Below are 24,163 nucleotides of genomic sequence, written 5' to 3'. Positions count from 1 at the left end.
GGTGCGGTGTGGCGTGGCGCGGGGGTCAGCGGGGCGTGGCGCAGATCGCCGCGTCCACGCTGTCCGAGACCGCCTCGGTCATCTCCAGCGAGGTCGGGAGCCCGGTCACCGCGACCACGGCGCTGCGTCCGTCCGTGGTGGCCAGGTTGCGCGTCTCGAAGCCCTGGATGTCGCCGCCGTGCCCCCAGGCGTGCCCGCCGCAGGGCAGGTCGTGCCGGGCGATGCCCAGCCCGTACGCCCAGACGCCGCCCGGCTCGAACTCCGGCGCGGGCACGGTCCGCATCATCGCGGCCTGCTGCGCGGGCTTGAGCAGCCGGCCGGCCAGCAGCGCCTCGAAGAACGTCCGCAGGTCGCCCGGGGTCGAGACGAGCTGACCGGCGGCCCAGCCGAAGGACGGGTCCATCTCGGTCACGTCGACCCACGGCGCGCCCGGCGCGACCGCCACGTAGCCCCGCGGGTGCCGGCCGGCGAGGCGCTGCTCGCCGACGCCGGGCCAGGAGGTGCCGCGCAGCCGCAGCGGCTCGATGATCCGCCGGGTGATCTCCTCGCCGACCGGACGCTCGGTGACCCGCTCGACGATCAGGCCGGCCAGCACGTAGTTGGTGTTGCTGTACTCCCACTTCGCGCCCGGGGCGAACCGCGACGGCCGGGTCAGCGCCGCGTCCACCAGAGAACGCGGCTCGAGGTACGCGTGCGCGCGGTCCACCAGGTCCTGCGGCCCGGTGAACAGCACCTCGTCGTAGTCGGGCAGCCCACTGGTCTGCTGGAGCAGGTGGCGTACGGTGATCCGCCGCCCGTCGTTGCCGTGGCCCCGCACCATCCCGGGCAGGTAGCGCTCGACGGTGGCGTCCAGGTCGATCCGGCCCTCGCCGACGAGTTGCAGGACGACCACGGCGGTGAAGGTCTTGGTGTTGCTGCCGATCCGCACCGTGCCGTTCGTGGGCACGTCGCGGCCGGTCGTGCGGTCGCCGACCCCGGCGGTGTAGTCACGCACCCGGTGGCCGGCGCCCCGGACGGAGGCCAGCGCCCCGGGGAAGCCCTGGTCGGAGACCAGCCGGTCGAGGTGTCCCTGCACGGCGTCGGGCCGCCCGGCGTGGGTGGGCGCGGCGGACGCGGTGGGCACGCCCAGGGCGGTGGCGGTCAGCACGGCCACCGCGCCGGCGACCGGAAAGGTTCGGCGGTTCATCGCAACTCCTCGTCGGCGGGAAACGGGTACGGCTTCCAGCCTTGTCGGGCCGGCGTCCGTCCTCCATCCCGCCTGCTGCCGGAGCGATGGTGGCGCAGGCACTACCGACACCGTCGGGGAATGGCGGCAGCCATCAAGAAGCATCAATTGCATAGCAGGTCGACGTCGTCCACGCGCGCCGTTCGTACGCGCATTGTGCACGGGCTGTACGCGGGCCCCCGTAGCATCCCCGAACGCATTGATCTTCGTGGCGGCCGGGGGGCGGCCAGGTTCGCGGTCAGGGGAGGAGAAGCGATGGCGGTGCCAGGTGTGAGCGGTGCGAATCCGTGACGCGGACCCGGTTCTTCGTCCTGGGCCCGCTGCACGCCCAGGTCGGCGGCGAGTGGCTCGACCTCGGGCCGGTACGCCAGCAGGCGGTCTTCGCCCTGCTGCTGTTCAACGCCGGCCGGGTGGTGACCCCGACGTCGATCCTGGAGGGCGTCTGGGGCGGTGACGCCCCGCCGACCGGCACGAAGCTGATCCCGCCCTACATCTACCGGCTTCGGCGCACCCTGCGGGCGGCCTCCGCAGGTCCCGACGGGCCGGTGATCGACACCCTGCGCATCGGTTACCGCCTGCGCCTCGGCGGCGCCCGGATCGACCTCGGCGACTTCGACGAGGCGGTGGAGCGCGCCGCGGCGGCGGAGGCGTCCGGCGACCTGGCCGCCGCCGCCGCGACGCTCGCCGTGGCGGAGAAGATCTGGGCCGGTGAGCCACTCGCCGGCCTGCCCGGTCCGTACGCGCAGAGCCGCCGACACCATTTGCTGGAACGCCGCGTCGTGTGCCTGGAACACCGGATGGAACTGCACCTGCGGCTGGGCAACTTCCACGAGGCGATCCCGGCGCTCCTCGCGCTGCGTACCGAATATCCCCTGCGGGAGCGGCTGGCGATCATGCTGATGACGGCGCTCTACCAGGCCGGCCGGCAGGACGAGGCGGTCCAGGTCTTCGGCGCCTTCCGCAGCCGCCTGGACGCCGAACTCGGCGTCGAGCCGACCCCGGCGCTCAGCGACGCGTACACCTCGATGCTTCGCGGCGGTCTCGCCGCGCCGTCCGGTCCCATCCCGAGATGAGCCGCCCGGATCCGGGCGGCCGGCACGTGACGCGCGACGAACCGCGCAGTGAGGCGGAGCAGATGCACGACAGCACCGACCCGGTGCGGCCCGGGGACGCCGCCTGGTTCCTGGGGCACTCCCTGCGGGAGCGGCTGACCGGCCGGTCACCCGCCGGACCCGTCGACGTCGAGGTCGGCCGGATCCGGCTGAAGATGTGGCGGGACGAGCCCGTGCACACCAGGCGGCCCGACCTGATGGCGCGGCATCTGGCCGAGCACGGCCTCGACTCCGACGGCCTGGCCCGGATGCTGGGCGAGGCGCCGGAGACGGTCCGGGAGCGGTTCGACGAGGAGCCCGGGTACGCGCGCCGGCTGACCGACGCGTGGCGCCGCCACCCACCGGCCGACCAGGGCGACGACGACGCCGCGGGGTTCGCCACGATCGCCGCGCCGCTCGTCGCGAGCGCCCGGGACCGGCTCCGGTCCCGGATCGACGCCCTCGTCGCCGGCCATCCACAGTTGACCGCGCCGGCGCTCGCCGCGCACCTGGGGCCCGGCCCGTCGGACACGCTCAACGGGATGCTGGCCCGCGTCATGGCGCTGGAGCTCAACGTGCTGCGCGTGCGCGGCGACCTGCCCGGCGACGACCCGCACGCACGCTTCCACCACTTCCTGCGCCGGCTGCGGCAACCGGAGCACGCGTTGGCCCTGCTGCGGGAGTATCCGGTGCTCGCCCGCGACCTGGTCCGGGTGGTCGACAACTGGGAGGCCGCCCGGCTGGAGTTCGCGCGGCGTCTCGTCGCCGACCACGCCACCCTCGCCGACCGCTGCGGCGTCCCGGACGCCCTCGGCGACCTGGCCGGGGTCAGCTTCGGCGCGGGCGACAGCCACCGCGGCGGACGCTCCGTCGCGGTGGTGCGCTTCACCTCCGGCGTACGGGTCATGTACAAGCCCCGCCGCCTCCAGGTGGACCGGCACTTCCAGCAGTTGCTGCGCTGGCTCGACGAGCGCGGCGCGCAGCCGCCGTTGCGGACGTTCTGGGTGCTCGACCGCGGCGCGTACGGCTGGACCGAGTTCGTGGCGGGCGGACCCTGCGCCGACCGGGACGCGCTGAGCCGGTTCCACCGTCGGCAGGGCGCCCTGCTGGCCCTCCTCCAGACGCTCGGCGCGACCGACTTCCACCTGGAGAACGTGATCGCCGCCGGTGAGCACCCGATGCTCATCGACCTGGAGGCGATGCTGCACAACTGGCAGTGGGAGCGGCCGGCCGGCGACGACGATCAGGCCGGCTACCTCCAGGCCGTCGGGGTGGAGCTGATGAGCCGCTCGGCGGTCACCGTGGGGCTGCTTCCCGCCCCGGTGATCTGGACCGAGGGCAACCAGGTCAACCGCTTCGACATGAGCGGGATGGCCGGCGCCGGCGGGCAGTTGACCGCCCGGCCGGTGGCGGTCTGGGACGGCCTCGGCACCGACGAGATGCGCCTGGAGCGGCGGCGGGTGGCGCTGCCCGGCTCGGCGAACCTGCCCACGCTCGGCGACGGCGCGGTCGACGTGACCGAGTTCGCGCCGGAGATCGTCGACGGCTACCGCCGGCTCTACCGGCTGCTGCTGGCGCACCGCGACGAGCTGCTCGCCCCGGCCGGCCCGCTGGCGGCGTTCGCCGGGGACGAGGTCCGCGTGGTCGCGCGCGCCACCGAGTCGTACGTCCGGCTGCTCACCGAGGCGCACCACCCCGACCTGCTGCGCGATGCCCTGGACCGGGACCGCTGGTTCGAGAACCTCTGGGCCGGACACGACCGGCGCCCGCAGCGGGACGCGCTCGTCGCCGCGGAACTGGCGCAAATGCACGCCGGTGACGTGCCGATCTTCGTGACCACGCCGTCGTCGACGGATCTGGTCGCCGGGGACGGGTCCGTGCTGCCGGGCGCGCTGCGGAAGACCGGGCTGGACGCCGTCCGGGACCGCCTCGCCGGGATGTCGGAGGAGCACCTGGCTCAGCAGAGCTGGATCATCGACGCCTCCCTGACCGCCCTGATCATGGGGGACGCGGGCACCTGGCGACCGCCGGCTTCGGCGAGCCCGGCGAGCCCGGCGCCCGGACCGGTCCCACCCGAACGGTACGTCGACGCGGCGCGCCTCGTCGGGGACCGGCTGCTGGCCACCGCGCTCGAGGACGGCGACCGGATCTGCTGGCTCGGCCTGGGCCTGGTCGCCGACCGGGTGTGGGTGCTCGGGCCCAGCGCCATGGACCTCTACAACGGCATCAGCGGCATCGCCCTGTTCCTCGGCCGGCTCGCCTCCGTCACCGGCGACCCGACCTACCGGCGGGCCGCCGACCGGGCCGCCACGATGATGCTCCGCGAGGCGCGGGCCTGGCTCGCCGCGCCGGTCGCCGAGACCCTCGGCGTCGGCGGCTTCGACCACCTGGGCGGCTCGGTGTACGCGTTCAGCCACCTCGCCGCCGACCTGCGCCGTGACGACCTGCTCGACGTCGCCACCCGGCTGGCCGCCGCGATGGTCGCGCACACCGCCGACAGCCGGGAGTACGACATCATCAGCGGCACGGCCGGCGGGCTGCTCGCCCTGCTCTCGCTGCACCGGATGACCGACGACCCGGACCTGCTGGCCGGCGCCGGCGCGATGGCCCGGCACCTGACCGGCGGCGCGTCCCCGGTGGCCGGCGGCCTCGGCTGGCTCGGCGCGCTCTCCGGCGACCGGCCCCTCGCCGGCTTCTCCCACGGCGCGTCCGGCATCGCCACCGCGCTGGCCCGCTGGGACCGTCACCGCGGCGTCGACGAGCATCGCGCGACCGTGGACGCGGCGCTGCGCTACGAACACACGGTCTACGACGACGCCGCCGGCAACTGGCGGGACCTGCGCCCGGACGCCCCGACGGGCGACGGCATGGTCGCCTGGTGCCACGGCGCGGCCGGGATCGCGCTGGCCCGCGCCGAGCTGCTCGGCTACGCCAGCGATGACGCGCTCGTCCGCGCCGACCTGCGGCACGCGCTGACGGCCCTCGGTGATCCGCGGAACCTGCTGCGCAACCACTCGATCTGCCACGGCGACCTGGGCAACGCCGAGGCCGGGTCGGCCGCGGCGGCGGTCCTCGGCGACGACGCGGCGGCCCGGCACGCCGCCACGGTCGCGGCCGGGGCGGTGGCGGACGTCGAGGCGGGCGCCTGGCGGTGCGGCGTACCCCGGGGCGTGGAGACGCCCGGGCTGATGAGCGGCCTCGCCGGCGTCGGCTACGCGTTCCTGCGCCGGGCGGATCCGGCGGGCGTGCCGTCGGTGTTGCTGCTGGAGCCGCCGCGTGACCATCGCGGTGCCATCGATCTGCCATAGGCCGGCCCTACGGTTCCGGCCGTGGAGGCCCACCCGGACACCATGCATCACCACTTCGATCGGAGACTCGTATGGACTACATCAGGGCGTGGAAGGACCCGGTCTACCGGGCGTCGCTCAGCGACGAGGAGCGGGCGGCCCTGCCGGCCAACCCGGCCGGCTTCGTCGAACTGAGCGACCAGGAACTCGACACCGCACCCGGTGGCACGTGGACCCCGACCCCGACCATCACCGCGGTCACCGGGGTCGCCGGCTGTTTCACCATCAACGGCACGGTCTGCAACGGCACCTGCGCGGCGCTGACCGTCGGCTGCTGCGGCTGACCGATCCACCGAGGCGGCCCGACGCGCACCCGCCCTCCACGGCGCGTTCCGCCGCCGGCCATCGAAGAATTCACCGAGGAGAACCCCGATGAACATCGTGCAAGCCTGGAAGGACCCCGAGTACCGGGCGAGCCTGTCCGCCGAGCAGCTCGCGGCGTTGCCCGAGCACCCCTGCGGCGTGGTCGAGCTGGGTGACGAGGTGCTCGCGCACATCGCCGGCGCGCGCACCGAGTACCTGCTGACGCTCGGCTGCTGCGGCGGCTTCACCGCCCGCGAGACGCCGTGCGGCTCCTGCGGCGCCACCTGCGGCGGCACCACCTGCGGCACCTGCCAGACGCAGTCGACCTGCGGGCTGTGCACCGCCTGATCCATCCACCACACCGACGGCGCCCGGGCGTACGGGACGCGCCCGGGCGCCGTCGGACCCGCGAGACCCGACCGCCGCGCGAGAGAGAGCACCGATGACGCAGTCGCACCTGACCGGCGATGGACCGGTGGACGTTTCCCACCCCGACTGGTATCTGGCGTACTCCCTGTCGGAGCGGCTCGGCGCCGGGGCGCCGGTCGGTCCGGTGGACGAGGAGCGGGGCCGGCTGCGGCTGCGGCGGTGGCGGGAGGAGCCGGTCTTCGCCGGCGACTCGGAGCTGTTCGACAGCTGGCTGCGCGCGCTGGGCCTCGACGAGCCCGCCCTGGTCCGGGTGCTCGGGGAGATGCCGGAGACGGTCCGCAGCCGGTTCGCCGACGTGCCGGACCACGTGCGCACCATCGAGCGGGCCTGGCACGACCACCGCCCCCGCGGGACCGCCGCCGACCAGGAGCACCACCACGACCACGAGCATGACCACGACCACGACCACGAGCACCGGCACGACCCGCACCCGCACGCGGCCTTCGTGGAACTGGTCCGCCCGCTCGTCGACGACGGGCTGCGCCGGGTACGCGCGGCCGTGCGCGAGGCGTGCGCCGCCGCACCGGGACCGCACGTCGACGCGGACCTGCTCGCCGACCAGCTCTGCGACCCGCCCACCGCGGCGATCAACCTGCTGGTCGGCCGGGTGCTGGTGCTCGAACTCAACGTGCTGCGGGTCCAGGGACAACTGACCGGCGACACGCCGCAGGAACGATTCCAGGACTTCACCCGACGCCTGCGCGACCCCAAATACGCCCTCGACGTCCTGATGGAATACCCGGTGCTGGCCCGGGACGCCACCGTCCTGGTCGACAACTGGGTCGACGCCCGGGTCGAGTTCGCCCGCCGCCTCGTCGCCGACCAGGCCGCGCTCGCGGACCGGCTCGGCGACCCGGCCGGGCTCGGCGCCGTGACCGGCGTGTCCTTCGGGGCGGGCGACTCGCACCGGGGCGGGCGCTCGGTCGGCTTCGTCCGCTTCGCCAACGGCGCCCGCGCCGTCTACAAGCCGCGCGGACTCCAGGTGGAGCTGCACTTCCAGCAACTGCTCGACTGGCTCAACGACCGCGGCGCGCAGCCGCCGCTGCGGACCATGTGGGTGCTCGACCGGGGCGAGTACGGCTGGTCGGAGTTCGTCGCCGCCGGGCCGTGCGCCGACCAGGAGGCGCTGCGCCGCTTCTACACCCGCCAGGGCGGCTACCTGGCGCTGCTGCACAGCCTCGCCGCCGTCGACTTCCACCTGGAGAACGTCATCGCCGCCGGCGAGCACCCGATGCTCGTCGACCTGGAAGCCCTGTTCCACCCCGAGAGCGAGCACACCGACCGGCAGGTCGGCGTCTCGGTGGAGTCGTTCCGCACCATGCGCGAGTCCGTGCTCGAGGTCGGGCTCCTGCCCCGGCCGATCATCTACCAGGACGACGACGGCATCGGCGGGGTCGACTTCAGCGGCCTGGCCGGCACCGCCGGTCAGCTCACCCCCGCCCCGGTGGCCACCTGGGAGGAGTCCGGCACCGACCGGATGCGCCTGGTCCGCAAGCGGATCGAGATGGGCGGCGGGCAGAACCTCCCCAGCCTCGACGGCGCGACGCACCACACGCTCGACTTCAGCGACGACATCCTGGCCGGCTTCGACCGGACGTACCGGCTGCTGCACCGCCACCGCGACGACCTCCTGGCCCCGGACGGGCCGGTCGCGGCGTTCGCCGGCGACGAGGTACGGGTGATCCTGCGCGCCACCCGCACCTACGGCAACCTGCTCCAGGAGAGCCGGCACCCGGACCTGCTGCGCAACGCGCTGGACCGTGAGCGGTTCCTCAGCTTCCTCTGGCTCCAGGAGGACTGGCCCGGCGCCGAGACCCGGATCGCCGCCGCCGAGCAGGCGCAGCTCAGCCGCGGCGACATCCCCATCTTCGGCACCACGCCCGCCTCGCGCGACTTCGTCGCCGGGGACGGCACGGTCATCGCCGACGTGCTCACCACGAGCGGCCTGGACCGCTCCCGGCAGCGCATCGGCGGGCTCTCCGAGGCGCACCTGGCCCAGCAGACGTGGATCCTGCGCAGCTCCCTGGCCGCGCTGACGATGGGCGTGGAGAGCCAGGGCCAGTGGTCGCAGTACCGGGTCACCGCCGCCACCACCCCGGCCCCCGCCGACCGGTTCCTCGCCGCCGCCCGCGCCGCCGGAGACCGGCTGCTGCTGACCGCCGACGCCGGCGACGACTCGCTGGCCTGGCTCGGGCACACCCTGGTCGCCGACCGGATCTGGCAGCTCGGCCCGGTGGGGATCGACCTCTACAACGGGCTGTCCGGGATCGCGTTGTTCCTCGGCCAGCTCGGCGAGGTCACCGGCGAGCAGCGGTTCCGGGCGGCGGCCGAGGTCGTCGCGACCATGCTCACCCGCCAGGTCGACCTGCTCGACGAGACGCCGAAGGCGAACCTGGAGAAGTTCACCGTCGGCGCGTTCAACGAGCTGGGCGGCCCGCTGTACGCGCTGAGTCACCTGGGCGCGCTGTGGCGGCGGGAGGACCTGCTCGACGCCGCCGAGCGGATCGTGCCGGTGCTGCTGCACCTCGCCCCCGCCGACGACGCGTACGACGTGATCAGCGGCTCGGCCGGCGCCATCCTGGGGCTGCTGGCGCTGCACGCGGCGCGCCCGTCGCCGCACCTGCTCGACGCGGCCGGCACGTTCGCCGCCATCCTGCGCGCGAAGGCCGAGCCGGCCGGTGACGGGGTCGGCTGGGCCGGCTCGGTGAACCCCAGCCGTCCGCTTGCCGGCTTCTCGCACGGCGGGTCCGGCATCGCCGTCGCCCTGGCCCGGCTGGACCGCGTCCTCGGCCACCGCGACCACCTGCCGCTGGTCGAGGGCGCGATCCGCTACGAGCGCTCCGCCTTCGACCCCGAGCAGACGTGCTGGCTCGACCTGCGCGACACCACACCGGACGGATACTCGATGATCGCCTGGTGCCACGGCGGTCCCGGGATCGCGCTCGCCCGCGCCGACCTGGCCGGCTACGTCGACGACCGCGAACCGGTCGAGCGTGACCTGCGCGACGCCCTGGCCGGCATGCTCCGCTTCGGGTTGACCGGCGAGGTCATCACCGGCACCGGCAACCACAGCATCTGCCACGGCGACCTCGGCAACATCGAGGCGGTGCTGGCCGCCGCCCGGGTCCTCGGCGACGACGCCGCCGCCCGGCAGGCCGAACTGGTCGCGGCGAGCATCCTCGACTACATCGACCAGGACGGCTGGCTGTGCGGAGTCCCGCTCGGCGCGGAGACGCCCGGCCTGATGAGCGGCATCGCGGGAATCGGCTACAACCTGCTCCGCCTGGCCGCGCCCGACCGGGTCCCGTCGGTGCTGCTCGTCGAACCGCCACGACCGGCCGGGGAGCGTGACAACCGTGGCTGAAGCGCCGATCTGGCCCTACCGTCCACAGGCGCTCGCGACCTACCACCACCGCCCGCCCGGCGAACCGGCCCGGCGTACGATCCGGTCCTCGCGCCGGCCGCTCGTCGCGCTCGCCGCCCTGCTGATGGTCTGCGTGGGGTTCGCGGCGGTCACCCGGGTGCCCAGGGCGGTCGACGGCGCCGTCCTGAGCGCCGACGGGCCGCACCTGGTCGCGGTGTTCGCCGGCCGCGTCGACCCGGCGCCCGGCGCCGAGGTCACCCTCAACCAGGACACCGGACGGACCACGGTGCGCGTGGTCCGCTCGGAGATCGTCGACGACGAGGCAGCCGCCCGGCGCTGGCGGATCCCCACCGAGGTGGCCCGCCCGGCCACCGTCGTCCTGCTGTCCGGCGCGCCCGCCGGTCACGCCTACGGCCGGCTCAGCCTCGTGGTGGCCGAACCCACCCTGCTGCAGATGCTGCCCGAGGTCACCGGGGCGCTGCGGTGAGCGGGACCCCGCCCCGGCCGCGCCGCCGGGTGCCGGTGATGCTCCAGATGAGCGCCACCGAGTGCGGCGCCGCGTGCCTCGCCATGGTCCTCACCCACCACCGCCGCTGGACCTCGGTCGCCGAGTGCCGCGACCGGCTCGGCGTCGGCCGCGACGGCGCCACCGCGTTGCAGATGGCCCAGTTCGCCCGCGAGAACGGCATGCGGGCCCGCGGCGTCAGCGTCGACCTCGACGCGCTGCCACAGCTCGAACTGCCCGCGATCGTGCACTGGAACTTCCGCCACTACCTGGTGCTGGAACGCTGGGACAAACGTGGCGCGGTCGTCGTCGACCCGGCGATGGGCCGGCGGCGGCTGAGCCGGGAGGAGTTCGGTGCCGGTTTCACCGGCATCGCCATCGAGCTCACCCCCGACGAACGGTTCGCGCGTCGCCCCGGACCGGGCCGGCTGGCCTCGCTGCGGTTCGCCCACGGCATGCTCACCTTCTCCCGCCCGCTGCTCGGCCTCGTCCTGCTCGTCTCGCTGCTGCTGCAACTGGCGGTGCTGCTGCCCGCGCTGGTGACCAAGTTCGCCGTCGACGTGGTGATCGGGCAGGGGCAGGTGGACGCGCTCACCGTCCTCGGCGCCGGGATGGTGCTGCTGCTGGCGGTCCAGGGTGTCGGCACCTACACCCGGGGCCTGGCGCTCAACGTGCTGCACGCCCGCATGGACGACACCATGATGCGGCGTTTCTTCGACCATCTGCTCGCCCTGCCGTACTCCTACTTCCAGCTCCGCAGCAGCGGCGACCTGCTCATGCGGATGTCCAGCAACACCGTCATCCGCGACATGCTGACCAGTCAGACCATGTCGCTGGTCCTCGACGGGCTGTTCGTGGTCGCCTACGTCGGCCTGCTGCTGGCGCTCACCCCGCTCTACGCCGCGCTGGTGCTGGGGCTGGGCCTGGCCCAGCTCGCCGCCATCGTGGCCACCTACCGGGCCATGCGCGAACGTACCCACCGCGACATCGCCGCCCAGGCCGACGAGCAGAACTACGCGGTCGAGGTGCTGGCCGGCGCCGAGACCGTGAAGGCGATGGGCGCCGAGCAGCAGGTCCTCGGCCGCTGGTCCGGGCTGTTCCAGAGCCGCCAGTTCGCGTCCCTGCACCGCCGCCGCCTGGAGACCGGCGTCGAGGCGCTGCTCACCGCGTTCCGGATGGGCTCGCCGATGCTGCTGCTGTGGGTCGGCGCCCACCAGGTCGTGGCCGGACGGATGTCGCTGGGCACCATGCTGGCGCTCAACGCGCTCGCCGCCGCGGTGCTCACCCCGCTGATGGGCCTGGTCAACACCGCCCGGCAGTTGCAGACCGTCGGCACCCATCTGGAACGGATCCGCGACGTCATGGACGAGGCCGTCGAACAGGACGCGTCGACGAGCCGCCCGACGCGACGTATCACCGGCCAGGTCACCCTCACCGGCGTCGGCATGCGTTACAGCACCAACGCGCCGTGGGCGGTACGCGGCATCGACCTGGCCGTCCCGGCCGGCGCGAAGGTGGCACTGGTCGGCCGGACCGGATCCGGCAAGACGACGCTGGCCAAGACCATCATCGGGCTGTACGTGCCCACCGAGGGGGAGGTCCGCTTCGACGGCCGCCTCCTGCAGGACCTCGACTTCCGGGACCTGCGCCGGTCGTGCGGCATGGTGACGCAGGAGCCCGCCCTGTTCGCCGGCTCGATCCGCGACAACATCTCGCTCGGCCACCCCTCCGCCACCTACGAGGAGGTCGTCCTCGCCGCGCAGCGGGCGCAGATCCACGACGAGATCATGATGATGCCGATGGCGTACGAGACGCAGCTGACCGAGGGGGGCGGCGGGCTCTCCGGTGGGCAACGGCAACGCCTCGCCCTGGCCCGCGCCCTCGTGCACAAGCCGCCGCTGCTGCTGCTCGACGAGGCGACCAGCCACCTGGACGTGGTCACCGAACGCCAGGTGGACGAGGTGCTCACCGCGTTGTCGTGCACCCGGATCGTGATCGCGCACCGGCTCAGCACCGTGGTCAACGCCGACCTGATCGGGGTGATGGAGGACGGGCAGCTGGTCGAGCAGGGCACCCACCAGGAGCTGATCGCACACGGGCGCCACTACGAGGCGCTGATCCGCGACCAGCTCCAGACCGCCCGACCCGGTTGACCGGGTCAGCCGGGTGGCAGTCCGGCCAGCCGTCCCCGTATCTCCTCGGCGGCCGGATCACCGAGGTCGTCGTAGATCCGCAGCGCCCGCTGCCACGCCTCGACGGCCCCGGTCACGTCCGCCATCGCCGCGCGGGCCTCACCGAGACGGATGAGGGTCAGCGCCTCGTGGAACCGGTTGGCCGACTCGACGAAGTGCCGGACCGCCTGCTCGTAGCAGGCCGCGGCCCGGGCCGGGTCGCCGAGCCGGTGATAGGCGAAGCCGAGACTGTCCAACGTCGACGCCTGCCCCACCCGGTCACCCGATCGTCGCTGCCGGGCCAGCGCCTCGGTGCAGTCGACGACCGCCTGCCGGTGGTCGCCGGTGAGCGCGTGCAGATAACCCTTGTTGTTCAACGCCCGCGCCTCGGCGTAGTCGTTGCCGATGAGGCGGGACACGCGCAGCGCCTCCACGCTGTGCCCGAGCGCCTCCGCCAGCCGGCCGGTCTGGGTGCAGAGCTCGGTGCGGTGCCGCAGGATCAGCGCGAGACCGTCCAGGTCGCCGAGTTGCTCGTACAACTCGATCGCCCGCCGCAGGTGGTGCTCGGCCGTGTCCTGGTCGCCCAGGCGCATCAGGGCGCGGGCCAGCATGCGTCGCGCCAGCGCCTGCGCCCCCAGGTCACCGACCCGTTTGGCCGCGTCCAGCGCCACCCGCTGGACCGCCAACTGGTCCTGAAAGAGGCCACGGGGCGCGAGGTAGGCGGCCAGCGCCCAGGCGAACTGGCCGGTGTGCCGCTCGAAACCGGTCGCCGCGGTCTGCCGCAGCACCCGCAGCAGGACGAACCGTTCGGCCTGGAACCACGCCTCCGCCGCGGCCCGGTCCGACATCGGCACCGAAACGTCCGTCGGCTGCGGCGGCATCGGCCCGACCGGCGTCCACGTCGGTTGGAGCAGCGCCGCGGCGGAGAGCCCGACGCGCAGGTAGTGGTCGAACATCCTGTGTCGGGCGTCCCGCCGTTCCTCCGGCCGGTCGTACGACTGCGTCAGCTCGACCGCGTACGACCGGAGCAGGTCGTGCAGCGCGTACCGGTCGGGTCGGTGCTCGGTCAGCAGGTGCAGGCGGGTCAGCTCCGCCAGCAGCGGCGCGACCGCGGCCCCGGGGCCACCGACGAGCGCGGCGACGGCGTCACCGGTCAGGTCCGGACCGGGGTGCAGGCCCAGCAGCCGCAGCAGCCGGGCCGCGTCGGCGCTCAACGCCCGGTAGGACCACGAGAAGACCCGCCTGACGTCGCCGCCGGCCAGCAGCCGCAGCCGGCTGTCGGGCGAGCGTAGCTGGGCCGCCACGGCGTCGAGTGGAAACGCCGGCCGGGCGGCGACGCGCGCCGCCACGATCGAGAGGGCGAGCGGTAGCCGACCGGTCGACTCGATCATCTCAGCGGTCGCCGCCGGGTCCGCGGCGACCCGGCCGTCGCCGAGCCGGCGGCGCAGCAGCAGCGTCGACTCGCCGGCGGTCAGCACCCCGAGCGTCACCGGTCGGGCACCCTCCGCCGCGGCCAGCCCGGTGAGCTGGTCGCGGCTCGTCACCAGCACGGCGCACCGGCCCGCACCGGGCAGCAGCGGGCGCACCTGCGTGGCGTCCCGCGCGTTGTCGAGCAGCACGAGCATCCGGCGCGACGCCAGCAGGCTGCGGAACAGTCCGGCCCGGGCGTCGATGCTGCTCGGCATCCGACCCGTCGGCACGCCGAGCGTCTCCAGGAAGGCGAGCAGGGCATCGGCCGGGAGCACCGCGTCACCGTCGTCGTAGCCGCGCAGGTTGACGTACAGCTGGCCGTCCGGGAAACGGTCCACCGCGTGGTGCGCCCAGTGCAGCGCGAGCGTCGTCTTGCCCACGCCGGCCATGCCGCTGACGGTGACGATGTCCACGGCGCCGGGCTGCTCGATCCGGCGGCCGAGTGCCGCGTCGAGCACGGCGATCTCCGCGCCGCGACCGACGAACCCGGCGACCGCGAGTGGTAGTTGGCGCGGCGGCACGACCGTCGCGCCGGCCGGCACCATCGTCGCGCCGGCCGGCACCACTGTCGCCCCGGCCGCCCCGGTCGTGGCGGGCCGCTGCCCGAGGCGGTGGTGCAGGATGTCGTCGTGCAGCCGGGTGAGTTCGGGGCCCGGATCCATCCCGGTCTCCTCCACCAGCACCTGCCGGGCCTGCCGGAACGCCGCCAGCGCCCCGGACACGTCACCGAGCTGGTAGAGACCGGTCATGAGCTGGGCCCAGGCGCGCTGCCGCAGCGGGTGACGGTCGAGCAGCGCACGCAGCCTCGGCACCACCCGGGCCGCGTCGCCAAGCGATAGTCCCGCCGCCGCGGCGTCCTCCTCGACCAGCAGCCGCCGCTCCTCCAGCCGGTCGACCCGGCCGGCGAGCACCCGGGGCAGCGGAAGGCCGCTCAGGGCCGGCCCGCGCCACAGGCCGAGCGCGTCCGCCAGCTCCGGTTGCGCCCCCGCCGGGTCACCCGCCGCCAGCGCCGCCCGGCCCCGGGCCGCCGCCGCGTCGAACCGGTCCAGGTCCCGTTCGCCGGGTCCGACCCACAGCAGGTAGCCGCCCGGCGTGGTACGGATCCGGTCCGTGCCGGCCGCACCGCCGAGAACCATGCGCAGGCCACGCAGGTAGGTGCGGATGTTGGCCGCGGCCGAGGCGGGCGGTCGGTCACCCCAGACCATCGCCGCCAGCTCGTCGGCGGGGATCGCCTCGCCCGGGCGCAGCAGCAGCGCCGCCAGTACCAGCTGTTGCTTCGCCGATCCGAGCGCGACCAGGACGCCGTCCTTCGCCAGCGTCAACGGCCCGAGCAACGCGAAGTGGAGATGCATGGTCATCGCAGCGTACGGCGAGCGGACCACCCCGGCTCGGCGGTCCCATTTCCGGCGTGCGTTAAGAAGGGCCCCCGCCTCTACCGAATGCGTTAAGCGGGGGCCCCTCCTTACACCTCAGTTCAGGCCGCAGGCGGCCAGCGCGTCCAGGTTCGGGCGCTGCGCGCCGACCCGGTTGAACGCGATCTCGATCCGGTCGAGCGCGGCGCCACGCTTGTCCTTCAACGGCCCGAGGATGGCGTTGTCGATGAAGGCCGGCCCGCCCTCCGGCCGGACCGCGAGCTGGGCCAGCCGGGCGTTCGCCTCGGCGATCTGCTTGTCCAGGGCGGCCAGCTCGGCCTGCACCTGACCGGCCGCCGCCGCGGGGACCGCGGCGAGCTGTACGCCGGGGCAGTTGACGGTCCGGGCCTGCCCGGGCGCCGCCGCACCGTTCTGCGCGCCCCCGTTCTGGCCAGCGCCGCCGTTCTGGCCAGCGCCGCCGTTCTGGCCAGCGTTGCCGTTGACGGCGCTCGGCACGCCGGCGGCGTTGAGTCCGCAGGTGGCAAGCGCGTCCAGGTTGGGGCGCTGCGCGCCGATCCGGTTGAACGCGATCTCGATCCGGTCGAGCGCGGCGGTGCGCTTGCTCTTCAGCGGGCCGAGGATGGCGTTGTCGATGAAGGCCGGCCCGCCCTCCGGCCGGACCGCGAGCCGGGCCAGCCGCTCGTTCTGCCGGGCGATCTCCTGGTCCAGGTTGGCCAGTTCCCGTTCCACCTCGGCGTTCGCCGCCGCGGGCACCGCGGGCAGCTTGTCGCGTACCGTCGGGCAGTTGACGGTCTGCGCGGCGGCCGACGCGGCCGACCCACCGTTCTCGTCGGCGGACGCCAGCTGGAGCCCGCCGGCGAGCAGGAGCGCCGCGAGGGCGCCCACCCCACCGAGTTTCAGGACCGCGTTGTTGCGCGTACCCCTGGCCATGCACCTCTCCTTTGGTTGACCTGGAGGGTCGGCGCGGCGTGCGTGCCGCTCCGCCACTCCGCGGTGCGAAGTGAGACGCAGGAATCGTGCTCGTGCCCGCTCCGGCATCGCGGTTCCGGACGATGTCCCTGTCGGGCATGGGTACGGGCGCGGCGGCCGGATCGTTCACCGTCCGCTGATCCGATTGACCGCATCGAGGTACGTCAGTAGTCTGCGCTGAAAGCGCTTTCTGCGCGAGAGGCGCGCGAGGGGACTGGCGTCCGGGCTGGAAGGCCAGCCGGCGACACCGACAGGGCATCGGTGTCGATGTCGGCTTGGCACCGTACCACCACCCGCAGGAGAACCTCATGATCAACCGACAGCGCCGTACGGCGTTGTGGACCTCCACCGCCGCGGCGGCGACGCTCGTCGCCTCCGGCTTGGCCCTCGGCGCGACCGCCGCCCAGGCGGCGCCCGGCTGCCGGGTCGACTACACGGTGGCCGCGCAGTGGTCCGGCGGCTTCACCGCCAACGTCAACCTCACCAACCTCGGCGACCCGCTGAACGGCTGGACCGTCACCTGGTCCTTCGATGCCGGACAGACCGTCAGCCAGGCATGGAGCGCCGACATCACCCAGACCGGCGCCTCGGTCCGGGCCGCCAACGTCAGCTACAACGGCAGCCTCGGCACCAACGCGACCACGTCGTTCGGCTTCAACGGAACCTGGAACAACGCCAGCAACCCGAAGCCGACGTCGTTCGCGGTCAACGGCGTCACCTGCGGCGGGGCGATACCCACCGACCCCGGGGGGACCAACACCCCGCCGCCGGGACCGACCACCGCACCCCCGCCGCCCACCACTCCGCCGCCGACCACGCCGCCGCCCACGACTCCGCCGCCGACCACGCCGCCGCCGACGACCGGAGCGGTGTACGCCGCGCCGAACGGCAGCGCGAGCGCGCCCGGCACCCAGGCCAGCCCCACCACGATCGCCGCGGCGATCACCCGGGTCAGCGCGGGCGGCACCATCTACCTGCGCGGCGGCACCTACAGCCTGGCCCAGACCGTCACCATCGCCGCCGGCAACAACGGCACCGCGAGCGCCCGCAAGAATTTGTACGCCTACCCGGGCGAGACGCCGATCCTCAACTTCTCCGCGATGGGCGAGGACTCGGCCAACCGCGGCCTCGCGTTGAACGCGTCCTACTGGCACGTGCGGGGCATCGTGGTGGAACGCGCCGGCGACAACGGCATCGCCGTCGGCGGCAGCAACAACATCATCGAGCGTACGGTGACCCGGTTCAACCGCGACACCGGCCTGCAACTGTCCCGGATCTCCTCCAGCACTCCGCGCGACCAGTGGCCCGCCAACAACCTGATGATCAGCGTCGAGTCGCACGACAACGCCGACTCCGACGGCGAGGACGCCGACGGGTTCGCCGCCAAGCTCACCGTCGGCAGTGGCAACACGTTCCGGTACGCGGTCTCGCACAACAACATCGACGACGGCTGGGACCTCTACACCAAGACCGACACCGGCGCGATCGGGCCGGTGACCATCGAGGACTCGCTGTCCTACAACAACGGCACGCTCAGCAACGGCACCCAGAACACCAACGGTGACCGCAACGGCTTCAAGCTCGGCGGCGAGGACATCGCGGTCAACCACACCGTGCGGCGCACCATCGCGTACCGCAACGGCAAGCACGGCTTCACCTACAACCGCAACCCGGGCTCGATGACGATCTCCAACAACCTGAGCATCGACAACGGCGAGCGCAACTTCTCGTTCGACGCCGGCACCTCGGTCTTCCGGAGCAACACGTCCTGCCGCAGCGGCAGCGGCTCGAACGACAAGACGGTCGGCAACGTGGACAGCTCGAACCAGTTCTGGTCCGGCTCGAACGGCTCCCGCTGCTCCGGCTGGTCGGGCGCGCTCGGCTGGTCGTTCGCCTCGGACGGGCGCCTGGTCGTGACGTTGGGCGGCCGGGTGGTCTCCCTGTAGCCCCTTCCCCCTGGTGCCATCCCGTCCCACCGCCGTCCCGTCGGTCCCATCGACGGGCGGCCGCGGGGTGGTCTGCTCTCCGGCCGGGTCTCGTGCGCGGCGATCGTTTGGCCAGTGATCGGCACCAGTTCGGTGGAGTGGTGGTATCGCCAGTGGTCGGATACCGCCACTTCACCGAACTGGCGTCCGGCCTACCGATGTCTCCCCGACACCACGGGCATCAAGACGGGGCAAATGGGTACAAGGTGGGGCCTGTTTTACCGGTCAGATCGTCCAGTGGCCCGAATCGTGGCACGGACCGCCCCCCTCCGCGCGGCGGTGCTCCCGCGCGGCGGTGCGGCGGTGCGGCGGGGCGGGACGGCGGCGAGGGGCGGCGGGGTCGGGCGGGGGAGGGTCGAGCATGGCGCCGTGCCGTGGTTTCGGAGCGGCTCGCGGCACTGGCTCCCGCATCACGGTAGCCGGCGCCGGCCACGTTCCGGCCGAGCAAGTGAATGGGCCGGGCGGGTCACGGGGCCGGCAGTCCTCGGGCGACTGTGACCCTGCGTAACTTTTCCTCCGGACGGCTGACTCCTCCTCCGTCGCCTTTGCTCTGCAGCCATAGACGCATCGGACACCTTCCGTTAGCGATGCGTCTATGGGTGCAGAGCAAAGGCAGCGGGAGGGGAGGGGCGCGCGGGCCGGCGTCGAGCGTTTTTGTCCTTTGTGGGTTATCTGTCCGCGCTGAATTCGGGAGGTGCTCCGGCGGGGCGCTACTCTCTGTCAATGCTACTCTCCGTGACCGCGCGCGAGTCCGGGTGTGGGTCGGCGCGGGCGGGGCGAGGAGGGTTGCGCCGGCGAGAGGGTGGCGCTGGCAAGGGTGGCGAGGGCGGCCCGCTGGCGAGGGTGGTGTGGGTTCCGCTGTCGGCCTGGCGGGACGAGCGCCCGCGCGCTTCGGGGGAGGGAGGGGTGCAACGTCGATCAGCCGGGCGAGTCGGGTCGGCGGAATGAGGGAAGGCCGAGGGCGGCTTGACATCGCTCTTGGGGATTAGGTTAGCCTAACCTTCGTGACGAGCGGAACGGTGCGGGCGGACGGCCTGCGGGGCAGTGAGCTGCGGTTGGGCTACCACGGGACCACGGTGGTGCACGACGCCGCGATCACGCTACGGCCGGCGGCCGTGACCGCGCTCGTGGGTCCGAACGGCAGCGGCAAGTCGACGCTGCTGCGCGGGCTGGCCCGGCTGCACCCGCTGGAGCACGGCGAGATCGTGCTCGCCGACGGCACCCCGGCGCGGGCGCTGTCCGCCCGGGACTTCGCCCGCCGGGTCACGCTGCTGGCGCAGAGCCGCCCCACCCCGAGCGGGGTCACCGTGCGGGACGTGGTCGGCTACGGCCGGCACCCGTACCGGCAGCGGTGGCGGGCCGGCGACCCGGACGGGCCGGCCGCGATCGCTCGGGCGATGGCCGTCACCGGCGTCGACAGCATGGCCGGGCGTCCGGTCGACGAGTTGTCCGGCGGTGAGCTCCAGCGGGTCTGGTTGGCCACCTGCCTGGCCCAGGACACCGCGGTGCTGTTGCTGGACGAGCCGACCACCTTCCTCGACCTGCGCTACCAGGTGGAGATCCTCGACCTGCTGCGGGAGCTCGCCGACACCGCCGGTGTCGCCGTCGGCGTGGTGCTGCACGACCTCAACCAGGCCGCCGCCGTCGCCGACCAGGTCGTGCTTCTGCACTCCGGCCGGGTGCGGGGCGCCGGCGTCCCGCGCGAGGTGTTCACCGAGGCGGCGCTCACCGAGGCGTACGGCATCCGGGTCGAGGTGACCGTCGACGCGGTCACCGGCCTGCTCTCCACCCGCCCCGTCGGCCGGCACACCAGCCGCGCCACCCACTGAATCCATCCCTGCCACAGAAGAGAAACCGATGTTGCGTACCCGATTCACCCTGCTGGCCGCCGCCGCGACCGCGCTGCTGATCGCCGGCTGCGGCACCACCGAGGCGCCCGCCGCCGCCCCCTCCGCCTCGGACGCGCCGGCCACCGGCCCGGTCACCGTCACCGACAGCCGCGGCAAGGCGATCACCCTGAAGAGCCCGGCGGCCAAGGTCGTCGGCCTGGAGTGGGGTGAGGTCGAGATGCTCGTCGGCCTCGGCGTGATGCCGGTCGGCGTGGCCGACCCCAAGGGGTACGCCACCTGGGTCACCGCCGCGTCGCTGGACCCGGGCGTGAAGGACGTGGGTACGCGCGGCGAGCCGAGCGTCGACTCCATCGTGGCGCTCCAGCCGGACCTGGTGGTGATGGAGGCCGAACGCGGCGCGGCGATCGTCACCCAGTTGGAGAAGTACGTCCCGGTGCTTGTCACCAAGGGCAGTGACGCCACCGACAACCTCGGCCGGATGCGGTCCGACCTCACCATGATCGCCACCGCCACGGGCCGCACCGCGCAGGCGGAGAAGCTGCTCGCCGACTTCGACGCCGCGCTCGCCGACGGGCGGAAGAAGATCGCCGACGCGGGCGCGGCCGGTCGGCAGTTCGCCTTCGCCGACGGCTGGAAGGAGGGCAGCACGGTGTCGATCCGCATGTTCGGCCAGGGGGCGCTCGTCTCCCAGCTCGGCATCCAGCTCGGCCTGAAGAACGCGTGGACCGGCAAGACCGACCCGATGTGGGGGCTGGGGCAGACCGACGTCGAGGGGCTGACCGTCCTCAAGGGCCAGGACCTGCACTTCTTCTACAACGCCTCGGACGGCGAGGACGTCTTCGCCGACGGGCTCGCCGGCAACGCGATCTGGCGCTCGCTGCCGTTCGTGCAGCAGAACAAGCTGCACAAGATGCCGAACGGCATCTGGACCTTCGGCGGCACGCTCTCCGCGAAGCAGTACGTCGACCAGCTCGTCGCCGTCTACACGGCCTGAGCCCGATGATCGCCACCGCCCCGCCGGAGCCGGCCACCCGGCCGGCCCCGGTCGGGCCGCCACCCGCCCGCCGCCGGGTCGCCGGCGCGTTCGCCCTCGCCGCCGCGCTGCTGGTGGCGATCACCGCGGTCCACCTCACCCAGGGCACCTCCGCGGTGGGGGCGCTGGACCTGCTCCGGCTGCTCACCGGCGGCGACGACGAGACCGCCCGGGTGCTCGTCGCCTCCCGCCTGCCCCGACTGCTGACCGGGCTGGCCGTCGGCGTCGCGCTCGGCTTCGCCGGTGGGGCGCTCCAGTCGACCACCCGCAACCCGCTCGCCTCGCCGGACACCCTCGCGGTGAACGCCGGGGCGCACCTGGCGATCGTGGCCACCGCCGCGTTCGGCATCGCGCTGCCGGCGCTGCCCGCCGGTGGGCTCGCGTTCTGCGGCGGGCTCGCCGCGGCCGGACTGGTGATGCTGCTGTCGGCCGGCGGTCAGGCCGCGACGACCCGGCTGATCCTCGCCGGCTCGGCCACCGCGATGGCGCTCGCCTCGCTGACCATGCTGCTCCTGCTTCTCTTCGAGCAGGCCACCATCGGGCTGTTCGCCTGGGGCAACGGCTCGCTCGTGCAGGGCGACCTGGTGGCGTTCACCCAGCTCGCCCCCGTGATCGGGGTCGGCGCGATGCTGCTCGTCGCGCTCGGGCACAAGCTGGACCTGCTCGCCCTCGGCGACGACACCGCCACCGTGCTCGGGCTGGACGTGCGCCGCACCCGGCTCGGCGTGGTGCTGCTCGCGGTGCTGCTCTCCGCCGCGGCGGTCACCCTGGCCGGCCCGATCGGGTTCGTCGGGCTCGGCGCGCCGGTGATCGTCCGGCTGCTCGGCCGCTGGGTGCCCGAGGTGCACCGGCACCGGGTGCTGCTGCCGCTGTCCGGCATGGTCGGCGTGATCGTCGTGCTCGGCTCCGACGTCCTGCTGCGCGCCGTGCTCGGTGGGCAGGCCGGGGTGGAGGTGCCGACCGGCGTGGTCACCACGCTCTTCGGCGCGGTGCTGCTGGTCTGGTTGGCCCGCCGGCACCGCGACGCCGGGCCCACCCGGCAACCGCCGGGCGGCCACGCCGCCGTACGCTCGCGTGCCTTCCACACCGCCGTGGTGGTGGCCGTCGCGGTGGCGGCGGTCGCGGCGCTGGCGCTCGGCATGCTCGCCGGGGACACCTGGGTGCTGCTCGGCGACATCGTCAACTGGGTGCAGGGGCGCACCGGGCCGGCGTACACCTTCGTGCTGGACGCGCGGTGGCCGCGCGTCGCGGCGGCGCTGCTGGCCGGCGCGGCGCTCGCCCTGGCCGGCACCACCGTGCAGGCGGTCTGCCGTAACCCGCTGGCCGAGCCGGGCATCCTCGGCATCACCGGCGGCGCGGGGATCGGCGCGGTGTCGCTGCTGACGTTCGCCCCGATGGCCGGCGTGCTCGCGCTCTCCGGCGCGGCCGGGCTCGGTGCGGTCGCCGCGTTCGCGCTGGTCTACGGGCTGGCCCGGCGGCGCGGGCTGAACTCGGACCGGCTCGTGCTGATCGGCTTCGCGGTGTGGCAGGGCGGCGCCGCGGTGATCACGTTCATCGTGGTGTCCTCCGACCCGTGGAACACCGGCAAGGCGTTGACCTGGCTGTCCGGCTCCACGTACGGGCGCACCGCGCCGCAGGTCCTGCCGGTGGCGCTCGCGTTGCTGCTCGCCGTCCCGGTGGTGGCCGCGGTACGCCGGGAGCTGGACCTGCTCGCCCTGGACGACGACACGCCCCGGGTGCTCGGGGTCCGGCTGGAGCGCGCCCGGTTGGTCGCGCTCGGCCTGGCGGCGCTGCTCACCGCCACCGCCGTGTCCGCGGTCGGCGTGATCGGCTTCGTCGGCCTGGTCGCGCCGCACGCCGCGCGGGCGCTCGTCGGCGGCCGGCACACCCGTGTGCTGCCGGTGGCGGTGCTGCTCGGCGCCACGCTCGTCAGCCTCGCGGACACGCTCGGCCGGTCCGTCATCGCGCCGGCGCAGATCCCCGCCGGCCTGGTCACCGCCATGATCGGCACTCCCTACTTCGTCTGGTTGCTGTGGCGTTCCCGCACCGCGGCCAGTGGCCACTGAGACCGAGAGGACGTCATCATGACCAGCACGCTCGCCGTCGCGCCGTGGCGCGTGTTCACCGTGGAGGTCCGCGCGCTGCGCCGGCTCGGCCCGTCGTTCCTACGGGTCACGTTCACCGGGCCGGACCTGGACCGGTTCGCCGACAACGGGTACGACCAGCGGATCAAGCTGGCCCTGCCGGTGGTCGACGGAGCGGCCGGGGAACTGCCCGACGGGCCGGACTGGTTCTCCCGGTGGCGGGACCTGCCGGCGGAGCGGCGCAGCCCGATCCGCACCTACACGGTCCGGGCGGTCCGCCCGGAGGCGTACGAGATGGACGTGGACATGGCGTTGCACGGCGACGGCGGCCCGGCGACCCGGTGGGCGCGGCGGGCCCGCCTCGGTGACCGGCTCGCGGTGGTCGGCCCGGACGCCGGTTACGCGGGCGAGCACGGTGGGGTCGAGTTCCGGCCGCCGGCCGACGCGACGCTGTTGCTGGCCGGCGACGAGACCGCCGCGCCGGCGATCTGCGCGATCCTGGACCGGCTGCCGGCCGGCGCGCGCGGCCACGCGGTGGTGGAGGTGCCGGCGGCGGGGGACGAGCTGCCGTGCCGCGCGCCGGTCGGCGTGACCGTGACCTGGCTGCCGCGCGACGGGGCCCCGCACGGCAGTCGGCTCACCCCGGCCGTGACCGCCCTCGCGGCCCGGCTGCTGCCCGCGCCGACCGCCGCGCCCGCCGCGCCGTCAGCCGACCGGCCGGCGGGTCCGTCCGCCGACGCGCCGGCGGGCGGGGGCGGGGAGGCGGAGCCGGAGATCCTCTGGGAGGTGCCGGACCGGGCCGACGGCGCGGCGCTCTACGCCTGGCTGGCAGGTGAGGCGGCGGTGATCCGCGGCCTGCGCCGGCATCTGGTCAGTGAACGTGGGCTCGACCGGCGGGCGGTGGCGTTCATGGGCTACTGGCGGGCCGGTCGGGCCGAGAGCTGAGGCGGTCGGGCCACCGTCG

15 protein-coding genes are annotated in these 24,163 nt (G+C 74.0%); 12 read left to right on the top strand and 3 right to left on the bottom strand.

All coding sequences use genetic code 11. The annotated features are described in order from the left end of the window. Window positions 1-25: 25 nt before the first annotated feature. Window positions 26-1,186 carry a serine hydrolase domain-containing protein gene (locus tag O7613_RS12350; RefSeq protein WP_282293941.1) on the bottom strand — a complete coding sequence of 387 codons (1,161 nt, stop codon included), beginning with the start codon at window positions 1,184-1,186 and terminating at the stop codon, window positions 26-28. Between the two features lie 326 nt (window positions 1,187-1,512). Between O7613_RS12350 and O7613_RS12345 the strand changes: the two genes are divergently transcribed. From O7613_RS12345 to O7613_RS12315, 7 genes are all read left to right on the top strand, one after another. Beyond that, entirely contained in the window at window positions 1,513-2,298 is a 786-nt protein-coding gene (locus tag O7613_RS12345) for a BTAD domain-containing putative transcriptional regulator (protein ID WP_282293939.1), read from the top strand. Beyond that, window positions 2,295-5,624, top strand: coding sequence for a type 2 lanthipeptide synthetase LanM family protein (locus O7613_RS12340; RefSeq protein ID WP_282293937.1), 3,330 nt, complete (start codon window positions 2,295-2,297; stop codon window positions 5,622-5,624). The genes O7613_RS12345 and O7613_RS12340 overlap by 4 nt, the downstream gene beginning before the upstream one ends. Before the next feature lie 71 nt (window positions 5,625-5,695). After that, window positions 5,696-5,947: a mersacidin/lichenicidin family type 2 lantibiotic gene (locus O7613_RS12335; RefSeq protein WP_281588579.1), complete on the top strand. Its 252-nt coding sequence runs from the start codon at window positions 5,696-5,698 to the stop codon at window positions 5,945-5,947. A gap of 88 nt (window positions 5,948-6,035) precedes the next feature. After that, on the top strand, window positions 6,036-6,314 hold the full coding sequence (locus O7613_RS12330) for a mersacidin/lichenicidin family type 2 lantibiotic (protein ID WP_281588580.1): 279 nt from the start codon (window positions 6,036-6,038) through the stop codon (window positions 6,312-6,314). 94 nt (window positions 6,315-6,408) lie between these two features. After that, the gene (locus O7613_RS12325) at window positions 6,409-9,759 is read left to right on the top strand and encodes a type 2 lanthipeptide synthetase LanM family protein (RefSeq protein ID WP_282293933.1); all 3,351 of its coding nucleotides are present in this window, start codon (window positions 6,409-6,411) and stop codon (window positions 9,757-9,759) included. Continuing rightward, the gene (locus O7613_RS12320) at window positions 9,752-10,246 is read left to right on the top strand and encodes a hypothetical protein (RefSeq protein WP_282293932.1); all 495 of its coding nucleotides are present in this window, start codon (window positions 9,752-9,754) and stop codon (window positions 10,244-10,246) included. Before O7613_RS12325 ends, O7613_RS12320 begins: the two co-directional genes overlap by 8 nt. Further along, window positions 10,243-12,417, top strand: coding sequence for a peptidase domain-containing ABC transporter (locus O7613_RS12315; RefSeq protein WP_282293931.1), 2,175 nt, complete (start codon window positions 10,243-10,245; stop codon window positions 12,415-12,417). Before O7613_RS12320 ends, O7613_RS12315 begins: the two co-directional genes overlap by 4 nt. A 5-nt stretch (window positions 12,418-12,422) precedes the next feature. On the opposite strand, the gene O7613_RS12310 is transcribed toward O7613_RS12315, so the two are convergent. Beyond that, window positions 12,423-15,263 carry a BTAD domain-containing putative transcriptional regulator gene (locus O7613_RS12310; RefSeq protein ID WP_282293930.1) on the bottom strand — a complete coding sequence of 947 codons (2,841 nt, stop codon included), beginning with the start codon at window positions 15,261-15,263 and terminating at the stop codon, window positions 12,423-12,425. Window positions 15,264-15,374: 111 nt separating this feature from the next. Further along, a complete protein-coding gene (locus O7613_RS12305) occupies window positions 15,375-16,208 on the bottom strand; it encodes a hypothetical protein (protein WP_282293928.1) in 834 nt (277 codons plus the stop codon). 347 nt (window positions 16,209-16,555) lie between these two features. Between O7613_RS12305 and O7613_RS12300 the strand changes: the two genes are divergently transcribed. The 5 genes from O7613_RS12300 (at window position 16,556) to O7613_RS12280 (ending at window position 24,144) form a co-directional block, all read left to right on the top strand. Beyond that, window positions 16,556-18,193 carry a cellulose-binding domain-containing protein gene (locus O7613_RS12300; protein WP_282293927.1) on the top strand — a complete coding sequence of 546 codons (1,638 nt, stop codon included), beginning with the start codon at window positions 16,556-16,558 and terminating at the stop codon, window positions 18,191-18,193. 1,058 nt (window positions 18,194-19,251) lie between these two features. Further along, window positions 19,252-20,061 carry an ABC transporter ATP-binding protein gene (locus O7613_RS12295; RefSeq protein ID WP_282294527.1) on the top strand — a complete coding sequence of 270 codons (810 nt, stop codon included), beginning with the start codon at window positions 19,252-19,254 and terminating at the stop codon, window positions 20,059-20,061. A 28-nt stretch (window positions 20,062-20,089) separates the two neighbouring features. Next, on the top strand, window positions 20,090-21,076 hold the full coding sequence (locus O7613_RS12290; protein WP_282293925.1) for an iron-siderophore ABC transporter substrate-binding protein: 987 nt from the start codon (window positions 20,090-20,092) through the stop codon (window positions 21,074-21,076). 5 nt (window positions 21,077-21,081) lie between these two features. Further along, on the top strand, window positions 21,082-23,181 hold the full coding sequence (locus O7613_RS12285; protein ID WP_282293924.1) for an iron ABC transporter permease: 2,100 nt from the start codon (window positions 21,082-21,084) through the stop codon (window positions 23,179-23,181). Window positions 23,182-23,199: 18 nt separating this feature from the next. Continuing rightward, window positions 23,200-24,144, top strand: coding sequence for a siderophore-interacting protein (locus O7613_RS12280; RefSeq protein ID WP_282293922.1), 945 nt, complete (start codon window positions 23,200-23,202; stop codon window positions 24,142-24,144). Window positions 24,145-24,163: the final 19 nt, after the last annotated feature.

This window comes from Micromonospora sp. WMMD975 (genome assembly GCF_029581215.1).
GTDB lineage: Bacteria > Actinomycetota > Actinomycetes > Mycobacteriales > Micromonosporaceae > Micromonospora.
This window is presented reverse-complemented; position numbering and strand designations above follow the sequence as displayed.